Annotated in this window: 17 protein-coding genes; 11 read left to right on the top strand and 6 right to left on the bottom strand. The window is 61.4% G+C overall.

All coding sequences use genetic code 11. The annotated features are described in order from the left end of the window. Positions 1-11: 11 nt before the first annotated feature. Both ACPPVV_RS16210 and ACPPVV_RS16205 read right to left on the bottom strand, forming a co-directional pair. Complete coding sequence (locus ACPPVV_RS16210) at positions 12-1505, bottom strand: tyrosine-type recombinase/integrase (RefSeq protein WP_426700903.1); 1494 nt, start codon at positions 1503-1505, stop codon at positions 12-14. 546 nt (positions 1506-2051) lie between these two features. After that, complete coding sequence (locus ACPPVV_RS16205) at positions 2052-2288, bottom strand: hypothetical protein (protein WP_426700902.1); 237 nt, start codon at positions 2286-2288, stop codon at positions 2052-2054. Positions 2289-2752: 464 nt separating this feature from the next. Here ACPPVV_RS16205 and ACPPVV_RS16200 point away from each other — a divergent pair, with 464 nt between their 5' ends. From ACPPVV_RS16200 to ACPPVV_RS16180, 5 genes are all read left to right on the top strand, one after another. Beyond that, the gene (locus ACPPVV_RS16200) at positions 2753-3004 is read left to right on the top strand and encodes a hypothetical protein (RefSeq protein WP_426700901.1); all 252 of its coding nucleotides are present in this window, start codon (positions 2753-2755) and stop codon (positions 3002-3004) included. 821 nt (positions 3005-3825) lie between these two features. Further along, complete coding sequence (rocF, locus tag ACPPVV_RS16195) at positions 3826-4740, top strand: arginase (protein WP_426700900.1); 915 nt, start codon at positions 3826-3828, stop codon at positions 4738-4740. 274 nt (positions 4741-5014) lie between these two features. Then, positions 5015-6379 (top strand): tryptophan--tRNA ligase, encoded by a 1365-nt coding sequence (locus ACPPVV_RS16190; RefSeq protein ID WP_426700899.1) that lies wholly within the window; start codon positions 5015-5017, stop codon positions 6377-6379. A 33-nt stretch (positions 6380-6412) separates the two neighbouring features. Continuing rightward, entirely contained in the window at positions 6413-6736 is a 324-nt protein-coding gene (locus tag ACPPVV_RS16185; protein WP_426700898.1) for a hypothetical protein, read from the top strand. A gap of 161 nt (positions 6737-6897) precedes the next feature. Further along, on the top strand, positions 6898-9129 hold the full coding sequence (locus ACPPVV_RS16180; RefSeq protein ID WP_426700897.1) for a DUF5916 domain-containing protein: 2232 nt from the start codon (positions 6898-6900) through the stop codon (positions 9127-9129). Between the two features lie 4 nt (positions 9130-9133). Here ACPPVV_RS16180 and ACPPVV_RS16175 read toward each other — a convergent pair whose 3' ends face one another. After that, positions 9134-9517 carry a VOC family protein gene (locus tag ACPPVV_RS16175; RefSeq protein ID WP_426700896.1) on the bottom strand — a complete coding sequence of 128 codons (384 nt, stop codon included), beginning with the start codon at positions 9515-9517 and terminating at the stop codon, positions 9134-9136. 74 nt (positions 9518-9591) lie between these two features. On the opposite strand from ACPPVV_RS16175, the gene ACPPVV_RS16170 reads away from it, so the two are divergent. The 4 genes from ACPPVV_RS16170 (at position 9592) to ACPPVV_RS16155 (ending at position 13259) form a co-directional block, all read left to right on the top strand. After that, the gene (locus ACPPVV_RS16170; RefSeq protein ID WP_426700895.1) at positions 9592-10110 is read left to right on the top strand and encodes a M48 family metallopeptidase; all 519 of its coding nucleotides are present in this window, start codon (positions 9592-9594) and stop codon (positions 10108-10110) included. Positions 10111-10112: 2 nt separating this feature from the next. Continuing rightward, positions 10113-10751: a DUF6348 family protein gene (locus ACPPVV_RS16165; protein ID WP_426703259.1), complete on the top strand. Its 639-nt coding sequence runs from the start codon at positions 10113-10115 to the stop codon at positions 10749-10751. 172 nt (positions 10752-10923) lie between these two features. Beyond that, on the top strand, positions 10924-12069 hold the full coding sequence (locus ACPPVV_RS16160) for an FG-GAP repeat domain-containing protein (protein ID WP_426700894.1): 1146 nt from the start codon (positions 10924-10926) through the stop codon (positions 12067-12069). Then, entirely contained in the window at positions 12066-13259 is a 1194-nt protein-coding gene (locus ACPPVV_RS16155) for an FG-GAP repeat domain-containing protein (RefSeq protein ID WP_426700893.1), read from the top strand. Before ACPPVV_RS16160 ends, ACPPVV_RS16155 begins: the two co-directional genes overlap by 4 nt. Positions 13260-13334: 75 nt before the next feature. On the opposite strand, the gene ACPPVV_RS16150 is transcribed toward ACPPVV_RS16155, so the two are convergent. From ACPPVV_RS16150 to pdhA, 3 genes are all read right to left on the bottom strand, one after another. After that, complete coding sequence (locus ACPPVV_RS16150) at positions 13335-14717, bottom strand: dihydrolipoamide acetyltransferase family protein (RefSeq protein ID WP_426700892.1); 1383 nt, start codon at positions 14715-14717, stop codon at positions 13335-13337. Positions 14718-14865: 148 nt separating this feature from the next. Further along, complete coding sequence (locus ACPPVV_RS16145) at positions 14866-15846, bottom strand: alpha-ketoacid dehydrogenase subunit beta (protein ID WP_426700891.1); 981 nt, start codon at positions 15844-15846, stop codon at positions 14866-14868. 3 nt (positions 15847-15849) lie between these two features. Then, positions 15850-16950, bottom strand: a complete 1101-nt coding sequence (gene pdhA, locus ACPPVV_RS16140) for a pyruvate dehydrogenase (acetyl-transferring) E1 component subunit alpha (protein WP_426700890.1) — start codon at positions 16948-16950, stop codon at positions 15850-15852. Between the two features lie 345 nt (positions 16951-17295). On the opposite strand from pdhA, the gene ACPPVV_RS16135 reads away from it, so the two are divergent. Continuing rightward, entirely contained in the window at positions 17296-18144 is an 849-nt protein-coding gene (locus tag ACPPVV_RS16135) for a tryptophan 2,3-dioxygenase (protein ID WP_426700889.1), read from the top strand. Positions 18145-18238: 94 nt separating this feature from the next. After that, the gene (locus ACPPVV_RS16130; RefSeq protein ID WP_426700888.1) at positions 18239-19738 is read left to right on the top strand and encodes a peptide MFS transporter; all 1500 of its coding nucleotides are present in this window, start codon (positions 18239-18241) and stop codon (positions 19736-19738) included. The last annotated feature ends 147 nt before the right edge of the window (positions 19739-19885 follow it).

Raw genomic sequence — 19885 nt, 5'->3', positions numbered from 1 at the left:
GTCAAGGTGAGCTAAGCCGTCAACATCCGCGTCAGCTTTTCCGGTGGAATGCCATCCAACCCCACCTGCTTGATAATCCCTCGCATCAGATCGACCATCGTGCACTGGGCGTCCGACAACGCCTGATCCTCCGGCGCTGGTGCATCCAGGCCAACTACCTTTCGTAGAGTCTTTTCTCGGATCACGTAGAGCTCGCGCAGCGACGCCAGCGCGACCTGTCGCTGCAAATAACCCATGGTCACGTCTTGGCCTGTGGAATGGCCCAAGGCGATCGCGACGGTGCCGAGATCCTTGGCCGAGCCGAAGACCGAGCCAGCAAGGGTGCGGCGCAAGTCATGCAAGCCGATCCACAACCCGGTTCGCTCTAACAGGATGCGGGTGATCGGGCGGTAATCCTCAATGCGTCGAGAGGCGGAATGGGGATAGGGAAAGACCAGGTCGGCATCTTCCACCGGCCAGCCCGCCTGCAGGTTCTTCGCGCGGCGGTCGCGCAGAATGTCGAGGGACCAGGGCGTCAGCGGGATGTAGTGGTTTTTGTTGCCTTTGGTGTTTTCCGCCGAGAAACACACTTCTCGGTCGCCAAAGCCCACATCGCGCCAGCGGATCAGTGACCCTTCAGTTTTCCGTCCGCCCCACAGGACGCTCAACAGCACGTAATCCGCCACCATCGCCAGCGCCGGATCCTTCAAGTCGCAGAGTTCCACCAAGCCTCTCAGCCATGCCACGCCCTGATCGCTGTCGGTGGCCAGCATGGTCGTTCGGCGTCCCACCGCTGGAAGCTTTCGGCTCTTTCTTTGGGCCACGCGCCACGCGGAAAACGGATTGGCCGCGGCCTTTTGCGCGGTGGCTTCATTCCATGCGGTGTTGCAGTGGGCCAAGCACTTATGGACAGCAGCTACGTCCGAGCCAGCCCCGCTGCCACGCCTTTTCGGTCCGCCCGTTTCACGGTGCGCCCGGCGCGCCTTCTCGGCCTGGGCGAACAATGGCGCAAAGGTCTTGTCGACCAGTGCCACGTCCACGTCGACCAAGGGAGTGGTCCACAGATCCATCTTGCGCATCCAGCGGAGCACCTGCTTGCGATCGGTGAGGGTGGCCGGGCGCAAGGTGAGGTTGTCCACACGCACATACCCATCACCAATGAATTCTTCGTAGGCGCGCTCAAACGTCATCTTTTTGGCCAGCCGAAGGTCTGCCAGCGCCTGCGCCTTGTCCTTCAGGAGATTCCGAGGGTCTTCCACCTTGCCCATGCGCACATACCAATCCGCCGCCTGCACACGCGCGGCCTGGAGGCTGTGCTGGTCATGGAGCACCCACCGGGTGGACGTGCTGCCCCGTTGCTTCCGCTGGACGAAAAACGACTTGGCGCCCGCCGTCACCCGAACCCCGAGACCGCGGGTGGTCAGGTCGCGCACCGTCCAATCTTTGACGTGTGGCGGGGTCGGTTCGGTCACCAATTTCTTACCGTAGAACTCAACGGGAGACAGCGGCCAATGGGCGAAGTCCAAGCTCTCTATGAGGGCCGCTGTCAGCTGGACTTTGATGGGAGCGCGCTTGGGGCTGGGCGTCGAATTCGATTCTGAGTTCGGTGCCGAAAGACTAGCCTCCTGTGGCTCCCCTATGGCTCCCCTCAGTCGGCCTTTTTGCCACTTTTTGCGACCTTGATCGGAGGTCCGAAAAGTTGCTAACTCAAGAAATGACAAGCATTTCAAGCCGAAAGGCCGCATTGCGGCTTATCTGTCGAACTGGTCATTTAAAGGATTTGTAATCAGTAGGTCCCCAGTTCGTGAGCACGTGCCCGATGGCGCATGATCGCTGATCGTGTTCCTGATCTGGAAGTTGCGCGATTACCCGAATGTCTGGCCACGATCGTCCGCTTTCACTCAAGCAAAACGGCAAAGAAGTACTCGAAGACGCGGGTCGAAACGAACGGGCCACAGCTATGCGAGTACGGGAAATGCGCACCGATCACTGTTACGCCCGCCCAAAGAAAAAGGCGCCCGGTGAGGGCGCCTACGAAGCTCGAGGGATGAGCTTTCAAAAAATGGGGTGGCCTACTCGGCGTTCAGGGTGCTTTTGTTGGCCTTGGCTGCGTCGGTCCTATCGGGCCAGTGATTGGTCGCCCAGCAGATTGCCTCTTTTTCGCTGCAAGTGCCCGGATCTTCACCTGAGTCTATGCAATCGTTGTAAGCGCCCGTGCAGTTAAAGTGCGCCTCGGCCCTTGGCGCATAGGAAAGTCCGGTGATGCCGGAGAGAACCACAGCGGCAGCAACAGGAAGAAAAGCTTTCATAGCGATCTCCATCTCCAAAGCCGTCCAGTTGGCGGCTTGGACGACTCTACGACGATGAGCCGCTAGCTCTGTGACCCGTGGCACATTCTCATGTAGGGGAATGCCGATGCGTGAGTCAGCTATGACCACGGCGTCTGACTTCGAAGCCAGGGGAAAATTCGTATTCCCAGGAGTCGACGCTGGCGGCAACTTTGGTTCTCCAAGTACAGCCGATGTCAAAGGCGGTTTTTGAGATACGCCGGCTATGGAAGCCTGATTAATGGCTGAAATCGCACTCAAGCCGCGCGGCGGGATTTTACTTACCACCGGCGTGACAACGCGTGGTGGCCTGGCGGGGTGGCATTTCGGATGACGTTCCGTAGGGGATGCCTGAACGGACGACAAGTTGTTGACGTCCTTATCGCGGTCCCTGCACTTACGTCTATTCAGGCTGGACTCCTTCGACAGAGTTGTGAGGATGTGCCATGGAAACGCTTTACATCGTGCAGGGCTTCCATGCGGAGGGTGGCGATGTCGTCGCCGACAAGCCGATTCTGCATGGCATGGAACAGTTGGCGCGGACGCGAGGCGAGATGCTGGCCGACCAGTGTGACGGCGTGCTGGTGTATGCACAGGCGGCGGATGTCGATCGCGGCCAGTACTCCGAGCCCGTCATCCTCGCAAAATATGGCGAGGTGCCGAATCCAGAGCAACAGAGCCTGCGACTGGCGTACTAGTCAGGACAGATGAATCACATGGAGGGATGTTCGGACATCTTTTGTGGGAAATCGCCTACATACGCATGAAGTTGCGATCGACAGACTGAGCGAAACCCGACAACTATCCGTTTGCCCGAGGGGCCGCAGACGGAGGTGCCGGGCAATTTCTTGTCTGAGGCGTCGCGTCATGTGCGTTGTTTTGACGATCAAGGAAAGCAGCCACGGCCTATGGTGTATCTGCAGCGGAAATGCTGCGCGACTGTACGACAGGCTGCGCTTTGCACAGGCCATTCGATTGGCTCATGAGCTGGCCCGCAGGGAACACGCCAGCTCCGATTGTGCTGTCAGGGTGGAGATGGCCTGTTCGGAATTCACCATTGTCCTGATGCAATATGCCGGACCGGATACCCCGCATCGCGTGGCAGCGTAGGCCATTCCCTCTTCGAGCACCTTTTTTCCACGGCCGTGAATGGCGTGTGTCGCGATTTCAGTCTTTCTTCGGGTGGCGATTTTACATTTCGGACGCGGACGTGTCGGCAGCATCGAGTTTGTCCGAAACCGACTGTGGAATGCCCGCGATTCCGCATGCGCGCATCGTGGACCCGCCAGTCGCGTGTGGCTTATCCGTTCGACGTTTTGCGCCCCGGTGGCACCGGTGCCCATCCGCTTTCGGCGTGGTTGAAGGCGTTCCGTTAAACTCAAGCCGGTCACGATGAGACATGTCGTGGAGTGTCTTCTCTCACCGGATGGCGATGACTCGTTTGGAATGACGGCCATGAGGCTGAGTTTCAGCGGCCGATGTCTTCGTCACCGCGATGCATGGCAGGTAAATACAGGTTATGGACAGACAGATCATTTCGTTGATCGGGGCGCCGACCGATATCGGTGCGGGCCATCGCGGTGCCGCGATGGGTCCGGAAGCGTTGCGGGTGGCCAACCTCGCGGCGCGACTGGAGCGCCGTGGACTGAAGGTCGTCGACCGCGGCAACCTGCAGGGACCGATGAATCCATGGTTGCCGCCCGAACAGGGTTACCGTCATCTGGATGAGGTGGTTGCCTGGAATACGGCCGTCTATACGGCTGTTCATCAGGAGCTCCAGGCTGGCCGATTGCCGATCATGCTGGGCGGCGATCATTGCCTGGCGATCGGCTCGATCTCGGCGGTGGCCCGTCATTGCCACGACGAAGGCAAGCAGTTGCGCGTGTTGTGGCTGGATGCGCACACGGACTTCAACACGGCGCAGGCCACGCCCACGGGGAACATCCACGGCATGCCGGTGGCGTGCCTGTGCGGCGTCGGTCCGGCGGAGCTTACCGGGCTGGCCGGCACCACCCCGGCGACCACGCCGGACGTCTTCCGCTACATCGGTATCCGTTCGGTCGATGAAGACGAGAAACGCATGGTGCGAGAGGCGAACATGCAGGTTCACGACATGCGCCATATCGATGAGGTCGGCATCAAACGCGTGATGGAAGAGGCATTGTCCGGGATGGATGAAAACACCCACCTGCATGTGAGCTTCGACGTCGATTTTCTCGACCCCAGCATTGCACCGGGTGTCGGCACCACCGTCCGCGGCGGCCCGAATTACCGCGAGGCGCAGTTGTGCATGGAGATGATCGCCGATACCGGGCGCATGGCCTCGCTCGACATCGTCGAGCTGAATCCGGCATTCGACAAGCGCAACGCCACCGCCAAGCTGGCGGTGGATCTGGTCGAGTCGCTGTTCGGAAAATCCACGCTGATCCGCTGAAGCGGGACGCCGACAGGTTCACGCCGGGCCATTCATTCCTCGGCGACTTGGCGTGGGCGCGTTCGTCACGACCGCGGCGATATTGAGCTTGTCGGTCAACTACTCAATCTCTGTAACGATCAGGTCCGGGGTATCAGGGCCAACAGTGAGTCACGTGCATGCCGACCTCTTTCGGCACGTCCCAGGGAGCTGAAACCCTTGTTGCAGAAGGGTTGGAGTGGTCGAGCTGTTTCGTGGGATGTCGTAGACTGACGTTTTCCTTGCGCGGCGCCACATGAATACCCGAGTCCTTACCGGCATCACCACCACTGGCACCCCGCATCTGGGCAACTACGTGGGTGCGATTCGCCCTGCCGTCGAGGCCAGTCGGCGTGATGACGTGGATGCGTTCTATTTCATGGCCGATTACCACGCGCTGATCAAGAGCGACGACGCGGCGCGGATCGAGCGCTCGCGGCTGGAGATTGCCGCCACCTGGCTTGCCACGGGCCTGGACCCGCAGCGGGTCACATTCTATCGCCAGTCGGATATTCCGGAAATCCCGGAGCTGACCTGGTTCCTTACCTGCATCGCGTCCAAGGGCATGCTCAACCGTGCGCATGCATACAAGGCAGCCGTTGACCGCAACACGGAAGCCGGCGAGGACGTCGATGCCGGCATCACGGCCGGCTTGTACATGTACCCGGTATTGATGGCGGCCGACATCCTGGCGTTCGACGCGAGTCAGGTACCAGTCGGGCGCGACCAGATCCAGCATATCGAGATGGCGCGCGATCTTGGCCAGCGCTTCAACCACCTCCACGGACATGAGTTCTTCGTGCTGCCAGAGGCGTTGATCGAGGAACAGGTGGCGACTTTGCCCGGGCTCGACGGTCGCAAGATGTCGAAGAGTTACGACAATACGATCCCGCTGTTCGCCGGCGGCAAGAAGCAGTTGCGCGAAACGATCATGCGCATCGTCACCGACTCGCGCCTGCCGGGCGAACCGAAGGATCCGGACAACTGCGCTTTGTTCACCATCTTCCGCGCGTTCGCCAGCGATGCCGAGACGGCGGCATTCCGCCAGGCGCTGCTGGACGGGATCGGTTGGGGCGAGGCGAAGCAGGTGTTGTACGAGCGGGTCGAAGCGGACGTGGCACCCATGCGCGAACGCTACGAGGCGTTGATGGCTGATCCGGCGGCGATCGAGACGATCCTGCTGGAAGGTGCGCGGAAGGCGCGCGCGATCGCCACGCCGAAGCTGGCCGCGCTGCGCGAAGTGCTGGGCTTGCGCATGATGACCACTGCGCCGACGTCGGTCGCACGACCGACGGTTTCGCCAAAGCAGGGCAAAATGCCGCGCTTCGCCAGTTTCCGCGACGCTGATGGTAATTTCCGCTTTCGCCTGTTTTCCGCGGAAGGCGAGGAGTTGCTGCTGTCGAAATCGTTTGCCGATCCGAAGGAGGCCGGCGCCCTGCAAAAGCAGATCAAGTCGCTCGGCGCAGGCGCCGCCGTGCTGCAGATCCGGCCGTTGGGCATGAGTCTGGATCTGGAGGGCGAGATGGTCGCCAGGACGCCCGATTACCGCGACGAGCAGGCGCGTGATGATGCGCTCGCGCAGTTGCGCGACGCACTGGACCGACTTGCCGCGCAGGAGTGACGCGCGGCGATCCCGCTGACGGAGTGTTGATCGATGCGTTACCTCGCCATCCTGCTGCTTGCGCCGTGGCTGTTGATCCTGTGTTGGGGTTACTGGGCCTATCCGAAGAGCCTGCCGCGCACGTCGTTCCGACGCGCCTTCGATGTTGGCGCCGTGTTGCTGGCGCTGGTCGCCGCGGCGCAATGTGCGGTGATCGGTTTCGACCGGGTCGAGTTGCCCACGGTCGACGGGTTCGGTCGAGCCAGCGGCGCCATCTGGCAACAGGTATTGCCGGCGCTGTACGGCTACGGTGCATTCACCGCTGTGCTCGTGCTGGCCATGTTGCTGCGTTATCTGTGTTGGGGACGGCGTCGCTGACGATCCGGGTAGAGGCTGCTGTTGGTTCGCGCCGGAAGTCACGCATGACCAATGGCCGTCGAGACGGTTAAACCTTGCGGGCATCCTGCGCATCTATGCAACGAGGCGAATCCATCGCCCTTGCGCAATCCAGCGCCGAACCCCCTTGGAAATTCCCCGACATGCGCATGGCATGCCTGTTGTTCGTAACCCTTGCCGCATTGTCGGCACCCGCCCTGGCCGTCGAGATCGACGGCCACATCGATCCGGTCGAGTGGAAGGACGCGCGTCACGTCACCGACTTTCGCCAGACCCAACCGCTCAGCGGCAAGCCGGCCTCGCTGCCGACCGACGCGTGGATCCTGGCGACGCCCAAAGGCCTGGCCGTGGCCTTCCGCTGCGAGCAGCCGGCCGGCGTGCCGCGCACGCCGCAGCGTGTGCAGCGTGATTTCGAGGATCAGGTGGATCGGGTCAACCTGATCGTCGACTTCGACGGCAATGGCCGCACCGGCTACAACTTCACGGTCAGTTCGACCGGCGGCGTCTACGATGCCGTCGTCACCAACGAGACCAACTTCAACAAGGATTGGGACGGTAACTGGCAGCACGCGGTGAGCGAGGATGCGACCGGCTGGACCGTCGAGATGCTGATCCCGTGGTACATCGCGCCGATGCATATGGCGCACGACGGCAAGCGCACGCTCGGGGTCTATCTCGACCGCGTGACCGGCTCGACCGGTGAACGCGATGCATGGCCGGTGGCGAGCTTCACGCGCCCGCGCTTCCTGTCCGAATTCCGGCGGGTCGAGTTGCCGCAGTACAGTCAGTCACTGCTGGCGATCACCCCGTATATGTCGGGCCTGTATGACAACGTGGGAGGCCGCAGCCATTTTCAGGAAGGCGCCGACATCCTGTGGAAACCGAATGGTCAGTTTCAGCTGACCGCTGCGTTGAATCCGGATTTCGGCCAGGTCGAGAGCGATGACCTGGTGGTCAACTTTGGCGCCACCGAAACCTATGTCAGCGACAAGCGGCCGTTCTTCACCGAGAACCAGGGCATCTTCGATTTCAGCCTGCTCGACGACAACAGCCAGCTGATCTATACCCGTCGTGTCGGTGGACCATCCGACGACGGCCATGGCGCGGCCGACATCAATGCGGCGGTGAAGGTCAACGGCAGTGTCGGCACTACCAGCTATGGCGTGATGGCGGCCGACGAGGATGGCGAAGCCGGGCGTTTCTTTGGCGCGGCGCGTGTGACCCACGATTTCGGCGATCAAAGCCTGGGCATGCTGCTGACCCGCGTCGACCATCCCTGGCTGGATCGGGAGGCGACCGTGCTCGGTATCGACCATCACTGGCGACCGACACCACAACTGACCATCGCGACCAACGTGGTGGCCAGCGACATCCTGCAGTCCGGTACCCGCACCCGCGACAGCGGCGCGACTTTCCTGGCCGACTACGAGATGGGCAACGGCTGGCGCCAGCAATGGCTGGGCATGCACTTCGGCGACCAGCTGCAGATCAACGATTTCGGTTACCTCGAGCGCAACAACTTCAATTACGGTCACTGGGAAGTGCGCAAGCGCTACACGGACTTGCCGACCGATTCGGCGTACAGCTCGCACGACTGGCAGTTCCGCATCGATGCGCTGGACAACGACCATGGCCTGCGCTTGCGCCGCCAGCTGCGCATCGGTCGCATCAGCAACCTGCGCAACGGCGCCACCGAACAGGTGCAGCTCAACGTCAACAGCGCCGGCTGGGACGATCTGCTGACCCGTGACAACGGCGCACTGTTCCTGCCGCCTACCGTGGACCTTGTCTATGAGCGGGTCAGCCCGCGCCATGGCGACTGGGCGTTCAAGCTGGATGTCGAGGCGCTGACCGGCGGTTTGAGCGGCAACCGGCAGGTCGGTTACGACGTCAAGTTCATCCCCACCTATTTCATCAGCGACGCCTTCAGCGTTTACGCCGGCCCTTACTACGAGCACATCCCGGACTGGCTGGTATGGCAGCGCGACAGCGGCCAGGTCGGCCGGTTCAACGAACACTCGCTGCAGTTCGATGCCGGCTTCGACTGGAGCATCAACGGTCGCCAGGAACTGCGCTTGAAACTGCAGGCGATCGGCCTGGATGCCCATGCGCGTGGCGGTTATCGGGTCGGGGCCGATGGGCGGGCCGTCGCCAGCGGCGAGCCGGTCGACGATTTCAGCGTGCGCAACCTGGGCCTGCAGATCCGCTATCGCTATGAACTGGCGCCGTTGTCGTACCTTTACGTGGTCTATGGCCGCGGCGGTTACGCGCAAGACGACTTCGCCGGCAACACCACCGACGTGTTGCGCAACAGTTTCGCGCTGCGCGACGACGAGCAGCTGCTGATAAAAGTGAGTTACCGCTTCGACATGTAGGTTCTCAGCCCCAGCGGTTGAGGTGCGGTCCGATGGTTTTGCGCTGCGGCCCCACCACGCAGAAGCGATGACCGCTGGGCGCCTCCATCACCCACCAACGCTCGCGCACGAAGGCCACGCGCTGCGCGCCAAGCCCTTCGAGCCTTGCCACTTCGGCGTCGAGGTCGTCAGTCTCGATGTCCAGGTGCACGCGGCTGGGGTGGTCGACCTTCTGCAGCAGGATGAGCGGCTCGTCCGCGGCGGTCTGCAGCTCGGCGTACCTGCCGTCGCCATCCTGATCGGGACTGGCGACCGGCTTGCCTAATGCCTGACTCCAGAACGCAGTGGCGATGTCGAGGTTGTCGACATGGCAGTCGATCACGAGGGTGCTGAGCCGGCTGTGATGCATGAAACATCTCCGATGACGTCGGAAGGACCGTTCTACGCCGATGCGCATGAACCGGTGCAATGCGAGAATGCCGCATGGTTCCGCTCAAATACCTCCAGGCTTATCCCGTCACCTTGCAGGACAAGGTGCGCGAACTGATCGCGCAGGAGCGGCTCGGCGAGCATCTGGCTCAGCGTTATCCTGGTCGCCATGCGGTGCAGAGCGACAAGGCGTTGTACAGCTACACCATGGATCTGAAGCAGCAATACCTGAGGAACGCGCCGGGCATCGACAAGGTGCTGTACGACAGCAAGCTTGATGTCGTGCGCAACGCGCTTGGCCTGCACACGGCCATTTCGCGGGTGCAGGGCGGCAAACTCAAGGCAAAGAAGGAAATCCGCGTGGCCGCCTTGTTCAAGGCCGCCGCGCCGGAATTCCTGCAGATGATCGTGGTGCACGAGTTAGCGCACCTGAAGGAAACCGATCACAACAAGGCGTTCTACCAGCTGTGCACGTATATGCTGCCGGACTACCACCAACGCGAGTTCGACCTGCGTGTGTACCTGACGTGGCGTGAACTGCCTTCGCCGAACAACACGGAAAACCGAGAATGAAGATGGACAGTACGGCGTTGCAGAAATACCTGTTGCGGTTGTTCGAGCGACATGATGTGGAGCTGGACGCGGATGAAGACGGCTGGCTGGTCACCGACGATGACTTTCCCGCGATCCGCGCCAGCTGGCACGAAGGCGCGCCGGACGAACCTGGCCAACTGGACGTCGACGTCGTGCTAAGCGAGGAGCGGCGGATCGAGGAAAGTTTCGTCGGCTTCGGTGATGTGGATGCCGGTTGTCTCGATGCGCTGCAGGCCTTCGAGCAGAATGCGTTCCACTTACTGCTGGCCGCCTGCTGGTATGTCACGGACGATCGACGGATGCGCATCACGGCGTGGAATATCGGCGTGCGGATCTGGGACGTCTTCATCGGTCCGTTCAACGTGCGCGGCGATGGGGAGCTGAGCGTTCCCGCGGAAGCGATGGAGGCCGTCGAGGCCGCGTTGAAGCGTGAAGTGCTCACGCCCGAACTACACTGGCTGCGACTGACGCATCGCCATGGCGACGATGCTCGCTGCGAAGCTCTGCTCGACAACGAACAGTGGACGGCGGGAACACTGGCGCTCGACGCAGTGACGTGGCCGGATGGCGCCAACTACAGCGCGAGCTGTCTTGTCCTGCTGGACGTGCGCGATTACTGATTCGCCGCCTCCGTCTTTAATCGACACGTTATGCGTCCATGGCGTCGATCGCGGCCTCTACACAATTGTCACCGATCACGAGTTGTGTCAGGCTTTTGAAAGGGGAGAAGATATTTGTCTATAGCGCGGATGCGCCAGCGTCGTCTCCTGTTTGACCAACGGGGATGTAAGTATGTGCCGTATTGACCACTTTGCCTTGCTGTATGGTTTTGCACTGTTGCTGGGTGCAACTCGAGCAGATGCTCAGGACGTTCGCATCGATACCTCGCAGGTGTTGCAGGCGACGACGCCAGTTCCAGGGAGCTCCCGGGTCCCAGGTGACTTCAATGGTGACGGTATATCCGATCTGCTATGGGTCAATCCGCTGACCAATCAGATTTCCTACTGGCTCATGGCATCCGATTCGTCGGGAATAGTGACAGTGGTGGGTTCGAAGGGGTTTAATGTGATCCGCGGTTACTTCCCTGGCGCAGTCGGTGACTTCAATGGGGATGGACTGGCCGATATTGTATTTACTAGTTCCAAACACGATCTTTATCTATGGTCCAATGATGGTCATGGGCAATTCCATTCAAGTTTGATCGGAACCTATCCGAAGGGATGGCAGTTGCTTGGTGCTGGCGATATTGATGGTGACAGCCAAGATGATCTGCTTTGGTTTAACGCTTCCTCATGCCAGTTCTCCTATTGGCTGATCAAGCAGAACGCATTGGTGGGTTCTGGTGCTAAGTCAGTTGTTTGTGGCGACACGCCACTTTCCATCGGTTATTACACGCCGAGCAATCGCCTTTCCATCGTCTGGACGACTCCGCAGCGTACATTTTATGCTTGGGACGGTCAGGTTGGCGAGCCTGCCATTTTCGCTACTTCGCGGTTGGGCGCGTACGAGACCGATCCACATATAACCTTGAGGGCTTTTGGGGGAGGTTACGCTGGTGCAAACATGGGTTGGGTTGTTTGGCAGCATGACGTCGATGCCTACGGTAACCAATTGTATGCGGGTCACGGACAGGTTCTAAACAGGGCGTTTGATGTTAATGGCCAGCAAATGGGCGTATCTGGCAGAGACACTTGGAGTGGTGGGTATGCGGTGCCTCTTTCGTCTGCTGGCTTCCTCATCAACGTGCGGGGAACCGGCGTGATCTATCAATACGGAAATTCCCGCCTCGAGATTTGTCCGCCGACAAATTCATTAGTTCCCGGTCCGGCCGCTTCAGCTATCGTCATCGACAACGGCTGCACCAGATTCACCTATCCGCGTGGATGGTTCGTTGTTGGCGCCATGGCCAATGGCGTTGCTCGTGAGGTGACGCCATGATGCTGCGCCCGCTCATGCGTTTTTCACTAGCGCTTTTTGCGGGTCACCGCGCGCTTTTAAAAAGATTATTCACGACATCGCCGCGCGTTATTTTTTCCATTTTTTTTATGTTTGTAGTGTCGTTTGATGTGCCTGCACAGGAAATTGGCTTCGACACCCTGCAAGCGCTGCAGGTGACGACACCGATACCGGGTAGCACTATCGTGCCGAACGATTTCAACGGTGATGGCTTGTCTGATCTGCTTTGGTTCAACACCTCCATAAGCCAGGGTTCGTATTGGTTAATGGCTACTGATGCCACAGGGTCGGTCACGATTGCAAGTTCGCGTGCGTTCCCCATTCCCTCGGGGTATTTCATTGGCGCTACGGGTAACTTCAACAGCGATGGCCTTGCCGACTTGGCGATCACCAGCGCCAGTCGCGATGTGTGGTGGCTGATGAACGATGGCCATGGGGGCTTTCAGCGCAGCCGATTGGGAAATTATCCAGCCGGATGGCAATTGTTTGGTGCTGGAGATGTTGATGGGGATGGCCAGGATGATTTGCTCTGGCTCAATGCATCCACGTGCCAGTTCTCTTACTGGTTGATCAAAAACGGTGCTTTGGTTTGGTCGCGGGCATTTCCGGTCGAATGCGGAAGTGTTCCGCTCTCGCTGGGTTATTACACATTGAGCAATCGCATCTCGATTGCTTGGACAGATGCATCGCGCTCGCTTTCCATCTGGGATGCGACGCCGGCAGGTGGGTTCAATATCAATCGGCTAGGCACGTATGGCGGAGACTTCGAATCGGTATTTCTCGCTTTCGGTGGCGGATATGCTGGTGGTGAAATGAGCTACATCAAGACCGATCCCTCCGGGATGGACGGATCCAGTCTGGAGCGGAATTTTTTCATCGATGGTAAACAGGATGAGTATGCGATCCAGGGCGCTTGGTCAGGTGGTGGTGGAGATGAGGTTAGATCAGGTGGTTTTTTGATCCAAGGCCAAGGCGTTAACAAGACTGGCGTTATTTACAACCGCGGTAATACTGGTATCAACGGTGGTATTGAGGTATGCCCGCCAGTTGACGCGCCATCTCCGTTTCGGACGGGGCCGACAGTGTCGCCTGGTACCTGCTCGCCGGCCTTTTTTGTTCCAACTGGATGGTTCCAGATTGGAGCAGACAATAGCCGTGTACTCTTGCCCTGACACTATCGTCACGGCATTAGATAGAAAAAGGCGCCCAACCGGGCGCCTTTTTTTAGGCGACTACGATGATGTCGATCAGTTCGGCAGCGCCAGGTCATCGAGCATCGCCTTGAGGAAGCGCGCAGCCTCACCGCCGGTGGCGGCGCGGTGGTCGAAGGTCAGCGACAGCGGCATGCGGCGGTGCACTTCGATGCCGCCGATCACCGCGACCACGTCGTGGCTGAGCTTGCCCGCGCCGACAATGGCGACGGTCGGCGGTACCACGACGGGCGTCGCATAGCGACCGGCGAACATGCCGAAGTTCGACAGGCTGATGGTGTAGCCGGACAGCTCCGAGGCCGGGATCGTACGGTCCTCGACCTGCGTGCGCAGGCGCTTGATCGCGGCGCGCACGCCGGGCGCGTCGAGCACGTCGGCATTGCGCAACGCCGGCACGAACAGGCCGTCATCGGTATCCACCGCTATGCCGATATCGACATGCGGATGCAGGGTGCGGGTGAGGTTCTTGCCGTCGAACCAGGCGTTCAGCGCCGGCACCGTCTTGCACGCCGACACGATGGCGCGTATCAGGCGGGCGGTGATGTCCTGCTTGCCGATCCAGGCGTGCAGGTCGGCGTCGTCGACCAGCGTGGTCGGCACAACCTGCGCATGCGCGTCAGCCATCACGCGGGCCATGTTGCGACGGACACCCTTGAGCTGTTCCGGCTGGCCGCTGGCGGCCTGCGACGGCGACGCGGTGCGCACCGGCTTGCCGGCCAGCGAGGTCGGTGAACGCTGTGGCTCGGGTTGCGGCAGTTCCGGTGCCAAATGACGGCCGGCAGATGCCGGGACGGAGCGTGCGGGGGCGGCACCAAGCGCGGCCGAACCGTTGGCAGCGGCATCCTTGACGTCTTTCATGGTGACCACGCCATCGGCGCCGCTCGGACGCACGCGGGTGAGGTCGATCTTGAGTTTCTTCGCCAGCGCACGCACGGCGGGCACGGCTTTCACGCCACCGATGCTGGCGGCCTGCTCGACGTGTACGTGGCTGCCGCTGACCATCGCGCCGACCACGGTGCCTTCGTCTTCGCGCACGGCAACGGTCTCTTCGACTTCGCCACCTTCGTCGGACGCCACCACCTTGTGACTATCATCCGCCGCCGGGCTGCCGACGCTTTTCTTCGGGCCATGCTGGTGGCCGGTGTCCTGCGATTCGGCGCGCTGTTTGGCGTTCGGATCGGGTTCGAATTCGGCCAGCGCGGCGCCGGTCTCGATGATGTCGCCAGGCGCACCGTGCAGCTTGATGACCTTGCCGGTGTACGGCGAGGGCACATCGACGACGGCCTTGGCGGTTTCCATCGAGCACAGCGGTGCATCGAGTTTGATGGTGTCGCCCACCTTCACGTGCCACTCGACGACGGTCGCGTCGGGCAGGCCTTCGCCGAGGTCGGGGAGGTAGAACGTCTTGATATCAGCCATGAGCGGATTTCCAGAGTGATTTGGATTTTGGCTCCCTCCCCTGCATCGCAGGGGAGGGCTGGGGTGGGGTGCTCTTCGCCCGGACTTCAGATCAAGAGCTTTACCCCTTCCCGGCCTCTCCCTGCAAGCAGGGGGAGGAGCAAGAATGTCAGCTTGCCGCCAGCGTACGCTTTGCCGCGTCGACGACGCGCTCCACGCTCGGCATGTATTTCATTTCCAGGCGGAACAGCGGGATGTGCGTGTCGAAACCGGTGACGCGCTCGACCGGCGCGAGCAAGTCGTAGATGCATTCCTCGGCCAGACGTGCAGCGATCTCGGCACCGAAACCGGCGGTCTTCGGGGCCTCGTGCACGATCACGCAGCGACCGGTCTTCTGCACCGATTCGGCGATGGTATCGAAGTCCAGCGGGGTCAGCGTGGCGACGTCGATCACCTCGGCGCTGATGCCCTGCTCGGCCAGTTCATCGGCCGCTTCCAGCGCTTCCTTCACCTGCGCGCCCCAGCTCACCAGGGTCACGTCGGTGCCGTCGCGCAACACGAAGCACACGTCCAGCGGCAGCGCTTCGCCATCGTCCGGCACTTCTTCCTTGTACTGGCGATAGATGCGCTTGGGCTCGAAGAACATCACCGGATCCGGATCGCGGATCGCGGCGAGCAGCAGACCATAGGCGCGCGCCGGCGACGATGGCATCACTACGCGCAGGCCGGGGATGTTGGTGAACAGGTGTTCGTTCGCCTCGGAGTGATGCTCCGGCGCACGAATGCCACCACCCCATGGTGCGCGCCACACGGCGGGCACAGTGAGGCGGCCGCGGGTGCGGTTGCGCATGCGCGCGGCGTGGCAGGCGATCTGCTCCATCATCGGGTAGATGAAGCCTTCGAACTGCGCTTCGGCGACCGGCTTCATGCCGGCCACGGCGAGGCCGACGGTGACGCCTGCGATGGTGGTTTCGTCCAGCGGCGTGTCGAGCACGCGCAGTTCGCCGAATTTTTCCTGCAGGCCCTGGGTGGCGCGGAACACGCCGCCGTTGACGCCGACGTCTTCGCCCAGCACCACGACGCTTTCGTCGTGGGCCATTTCGTAGGCGAGCGCCTGGGTGACCGCTTCGATGAGAGTGATTTGTGCCATGACTCAGTGACCCTTCTTGGATTCGAGCTGGGTTTCAAGCGAGAGGACGTAATCGCGCTGCTTGGCGAGATCGGCGGGGACTTCGGCGAAGATGTAGTCGAACATCGCCGAGACCGGCTGGGTCTTGGTTTCGAGGTAGGCATTCACCTCGTTGTCCATCCAGTCATCGCACTCGGTCTTCCAGGCTTCTTCCTTCGCGTCGTCCCACACGCCCTTGGCCACCAGCCAGTTGCGCAGGCGCTTCATCGGTTCCTTTTCCCAGCCGTCCTTCACTTCCTGCTCGCCGCGGTAGCGGCGCGCGTCATCGGCGGTGGTGTGGTCGCCGAGGCGATAGGTGACCGCTTCGATCACACTGCCGCCCTTGCCGCTGCGTGCGCGTTCCAGTGCATCTTCCATGGCCTTGCGCACGGCGATGATGTCGTTGCCGTCGACCTGGATCGAGAACAGGCCCGCCGCGATGCCCTTTTGCGCCAACGTGGGCGCGCCGGACTGGATCTTGCGCGGCACCGAGATCGCCCACTGGTTGTTCACGATCACCGCGACCAGCGGCAGGTTCTGCGCGCCGGCGATGTTGATGGCGCCGTAGAAATCGCCCTTGGACGAGCCGCCGTCGCCAATGGTGCAGACGGCCACGCGCTTCTCGCCGCGGATCTTGAACGCCAGCGCGCAGCCGGCCGCGTGCAGACACTGCGTGGCGATCGGCACCGACCAGGCGAAGTCGTGCCGTGCCGGCTCTTTCTGGTAGTCGTTGCCGCGCTCGTCGCCGCCCCAGTACATGTACACCTCGCGCGGCTGCACGCCGCGATAGAGCTGCGCGCCGTATTCGCGATAGCTTGGTGCATACACGTCTTCGGGCTTCATGGCGCTGCCGATGCCGACATGCGCGGCCTCGTGGCCCAGGCAGCTGGCGTAGGTGCCCAGCTTGCCGGTGCGCTGCAACGCGATCGACTTGGCGTCGAACACGCGGGTGGACAACATCAGCTTGTACAGCTCGACCATGTGGCCGAGGTCTTTCGCGAACTCGGGCAGATCATCACGTACCTGCTTGCCTTCGGCGTCGAGGTATTGCAGGTATTCGATTTCAAACTTGGCGGCGATGGTCACGACTCGCTCCGGGGTGAGGAAGAGAGGGGGAAAAACCTGGAAGGCGCACGCGCCAGTGGATCCGACGCATACAAACGACCGAACAAGACCGCGCTTGATAACAGGTCGGCATGTTGCGCTGCAAGGTACAGCGCAGCATTCGCGGGCGTACGGGAGGCGGATTTTCACGGGTAACCTGCGGCCTGCAACCCCCGCTTTATGGGGCACAAGTGGCCGTCGATGAGACAGCGAATCATGACTTGGGCACGAGCGCGACGCCTCCAGGCGCGCAGGACAAAACGCTGGTCCGAGGTCTCGATGGCGTCGAGCCGTTACCATGCCCCTTTGGACATGTGACGGAACAGCATGAGCGACAATCAGCGCGATCTCGAAGCAGGCATCCAGACCGACCTCAACGGCCAGATGACCTATGGCGGCTATCTGCAACTGGAGACGCTGTTGTCGGCACAGCAGCCGCTGAGTCAGCCACCGCATCACGACGAGATGCTGTTCATCGTGCAACACCATGTGTCCGAGCTGTGGATGAAGCTGTTGATCCACGAGCTGAAGGCGGCAGTGGCGCATCTGCAGGTGGACGATATCGACGCCTGCCTGAAGGTTCTGGCCCGGGTGAAGCAGGTGCAGCGCCAGCTGTTCGAGCAATGGGCGGTGCTGGAAACGTTGACGCCGTCGGAATACCTGGAGTTCCGCGGGGTGCTGGGACCGTCGTCCGGGTTCCAGTCGCTGCAGTACCGGCAGATCGAATTTTTGCTGGGCAACAAGAATGCCGACATGCTCAAGGTGTTCGCGCACGATTCGGCGGCGCAGGCCGCGTTGCGCGCGGTGCTGGAGGCGCCAAGCCTGTACGACGAATTCCTGCGCTATCTGGCTCGACGTGGTCACGCGGTGCCGGCGGAATTGCTGCAGCGCGACTGGACCCAGGCGTACCGGCGCAACGAGGCACTGTTGCCGACGCTCAAGCGCATCTACGAAGATCGTGCGGAGTTCTGGCCGGAATATCACATGTGCGAACAGCTGGTGGATGTGGAGGGGAGTTTCCAGCTGTGGCGTTTCCGTCATATGAAAACGGTGGAGCGGATCATCGGCCATCGTCGCGGCACGGGTGGTTCGTCCGGAGTGAGTTTTCTGAAGAAAGCGCTGGATCTGGAGTTCTTCCCGGAGTTGCTGGATGTGCGCACCATTCTGGGCAATTGAGATGCGCGACGTACCGTTACATCATCAGCCCGGATAACCGGCAACGACCGCCCAGGCACGCGACGTGTCGGTCCGAAATTCAACAGGGAAACCCATGAACCAGTCTGTCGAGACGAACGCCGCACCGCAGTATCCGCAACTGCTCGGTCACCCGCGTCCATTGTGGATGCTGTTCATGACCGAGTTCTGGGAACGCTTTGCGTTCTACAGCGTGAGCTGGGCGCTGGCGCTGTACATCGTGGCGCATTTCTACAACGGCGACGCATCCGGCCAGGCGTGGGCCAGCAGCATCTTCGGTGCCTACACGGCGCTGATCTACGCCTCCAGCATCTTTGGCGGTTACGTGGCGGACCGGGTCATCGGTTACCAGCGGTCTATCCTGCTGGGTGCACTGGTGATGGCGCTGGGGTTGTTCGTGGTGATGTTGCCTGCGCGCAATCTGTTCCTGGTCGGACTGGCAATGGTGATCGTCGGCAACGGGTTGTTCAAACCGAACATCTCCACCATGGTCGGGCAGCTCTACGGACGCGATGACCCGCGCCGCGATCGCGGGTTCACCCTGTTCTACATGGGTATCAACGGTGGCGCGCTGCTGGCGCCGCTGCTGACCGGATGGATGGCCGGTTACTTCACCCATACCCCGATGCAGCAGAACTACACCATCGTGTTCGGCGCCGCCGGCGTCGGCATGCTGCTCAGCCTGCTGTGGTTCTGGTTCGGTCGGCGCGGCCTGGGAGACGTGGGTCGTCCGGCGCCCGAGGCCGCCGGACTGATGCGCGTGGCGTGGGTGGTGCTGGGCACGATGGTGGCGGTGCCGCTGGTGTACCTGCTGCTGGCCTTCGTCACCAAGGGGCTGTCGTGGGGACTGGCGCTGCTGTTTGTCGGCGTGGCGGTGATGTTGCTGATCGAGGCGGTCAGGCACGGTCGGGTGCAGGTGGATCGCGTGGTGGCGATGCTGATCATCTTCGCCTTCAACATCCTGTTCTGGATGTTCTACTTCCAGCTCGGCACGTCGTTCAATTTCCTGGCGGAAAACCTGGTCGACCGGCAGATGTTCGGTGGCTGGATCTTCCCGGTGGGCTGGTTCCAGTCGGTGAGCCCGCTGGCGATCATCGTGCTGGCACCGGTTGTTGCCATGATCTGGACCTTCCTGGCGACGCGCCGGAGCGAGCCGTCGATTCCGCGCAAGTTCGGCCTGGGCCTGATCTTCAACGGGCTGGGTTTTGCGGTGCTGATGTATGCGCTGTCGCGCCTGTTGGATAGCCAGGGGTTGATTCCGTTCTGGCCGCTGGTGCTGTGTTACGTGCTGCAGACGGTGGGCGAGTTGTGCCTGTCGCCGATCGGTTTGTCGATGGTGACCAAGCTGGCACCCCCGCGCCTGGTCGGCCTGGCGATGGGCGGCTGGTTCCTCTCGCTGGCAGTGGGCGGCAACCTGTCCGGCTTGCTGGCCGGACGCATCAGTGGCGACAACGGCATGACGGCGGCATCCGCGCTCAGTGGTTTCACCTTCAGCTTCTGGCTGCTGGCCGGTGCCGGCGTGTTGCTGCTGCTAGTGTCGCCGCTGATCAACAAATTGATGCACGGGGTGCGTTGACCCTCGCGCATGACGGCGCAACGAGGCGGCTCATCGAGCCGCCTTTTTTCTGGATGCTGGCGGCGCGCATCGTGCTGCAGTGCATTTGACGTCAGGTGTGGCCAGCGGTTACATCTCTGCGCAAGAAATTACGCGGTCCGCACGTGA

Source organism: Rhodanobacter sp. Col0626 (assembly GCF_049994385.1).
GTDB lineage: Bacteria > Pseudomonadota > Gammaproteobacteria > Xanthomonadales > Rhodanobacteraceae > Rhodanobacter.
The sequence above is the reverse complement of the archived record's forward strand: the minus strand, read 5'-3'. Positions and strand labels throughout refer to the sequence as shown.

Bases quoted from the DNA above. Each gene is read 5' to 3' on its own strand.
- ACPPVV_RS16205 (WP_426700902.1), bottom strand. From the start codon at position 2,288: ATGAAAGCTTTTCTTCCTGTTGCTGCCGCTGTGGTTCTCTCCGGCATC.
- ACPPVV_RS16135 (WP_426700889.1), top strand. From the start codon at position 17,296: ATGAGCGACAATCAGCGCGATCTCGAAGCAGGCATCCAGACCGACCTC.
- ACPPVV_RS16190 (WP_426700899.1), top strand. From the start codon at position 5,015: ATGAATACCCGAGTCCTTACCGGCATCACCACCACTGGCACCCCGCAT.
- ACPPVV_RS16200 (WP_426700901.1), top strand. From the start codon at position 2,753: ATGGAAACGCTTTACATCGTGCAGGGCTTCCATGCGGAGGGTGGCGAT.
- ACPPVV_RS16160 (WP_426700894.1), top strand. From the start codon at position 10,924: ATGTGCCGTATTGACCACTTTGCCTTGCTGTATGGTTTTGCACTGTTG.
- ACPPVV_RS16150 (WP_426700892.1), bottom strand. From the start codon at position 14,717: ATGGCTGATATCAAGACGTTCTACCTCCCCGACCTCGGCGAAGGCCTG.
- rocF (WP_426700900.1), top strand. From the start codon at position 3,826: ATGGACAGACAGATCATTTCGTTGATCGGGGCGCCGACCGATATCGGT.
- ACPPVV_RS16165 (WP_426703259.1), top strand. From the start codon at position 10,113: ATGGACAGTACGGCGTTGCAGAAATACCTGTTGCGGTTGTTCGAGCGA.
- ACPPVV_RS16170 (WP_426700895.1), top strand. From the start codon at position 9,592: ATGGTTCCGCTCAAATACCTCCAGGCTTATCCCGTCACCTTGCAGGAC.
- ACPPVV_RS16130 (WP_426700888.1), top strand. From the start codon at position 18,239: ATGAACCAGTCTGTCGAGACGAACGCCGCACCGCAGTATCCGCAACTG.
- ACPPVV_RS16155 (WP_426700893.1), top strand. From the start codon at position 12,066: ATGATGCTGCGCCCGCTCATGCGTTTTTCACTAGCGCTTTTTGCGGGT.
- ACPPVV_RS16145 (WP_426700891.1), bottom strand. From the start codon at position 15,846: ATGGCACAAATCACTCTCATCGAAGCGGTCACCCAGGCGCTCGCCTAC.
- ACPPVV_RS16185 (WP_426700898.1), top strand. From the start codon at position 6,413: ATGCGTTACCTCGCCATCCTGCTGCTTGCGCCGTGGCTGTTGATCCTG.
- ACPPVV_RS16180 (WP_426700897.1), top strand. From the start codon at position 6,898: ATGCGCATGGCATGCCTGTTGTTCGTAACCCTTGCCGCATTGTCGGCA.
- ACPPVV_RS16175 (WP_426700896.1), bottom strand. From the start codon at position 9,517: ATGCATCACAGCCGGCTCAGCACCCTCGTGATCGACTGCCATGTCGAC.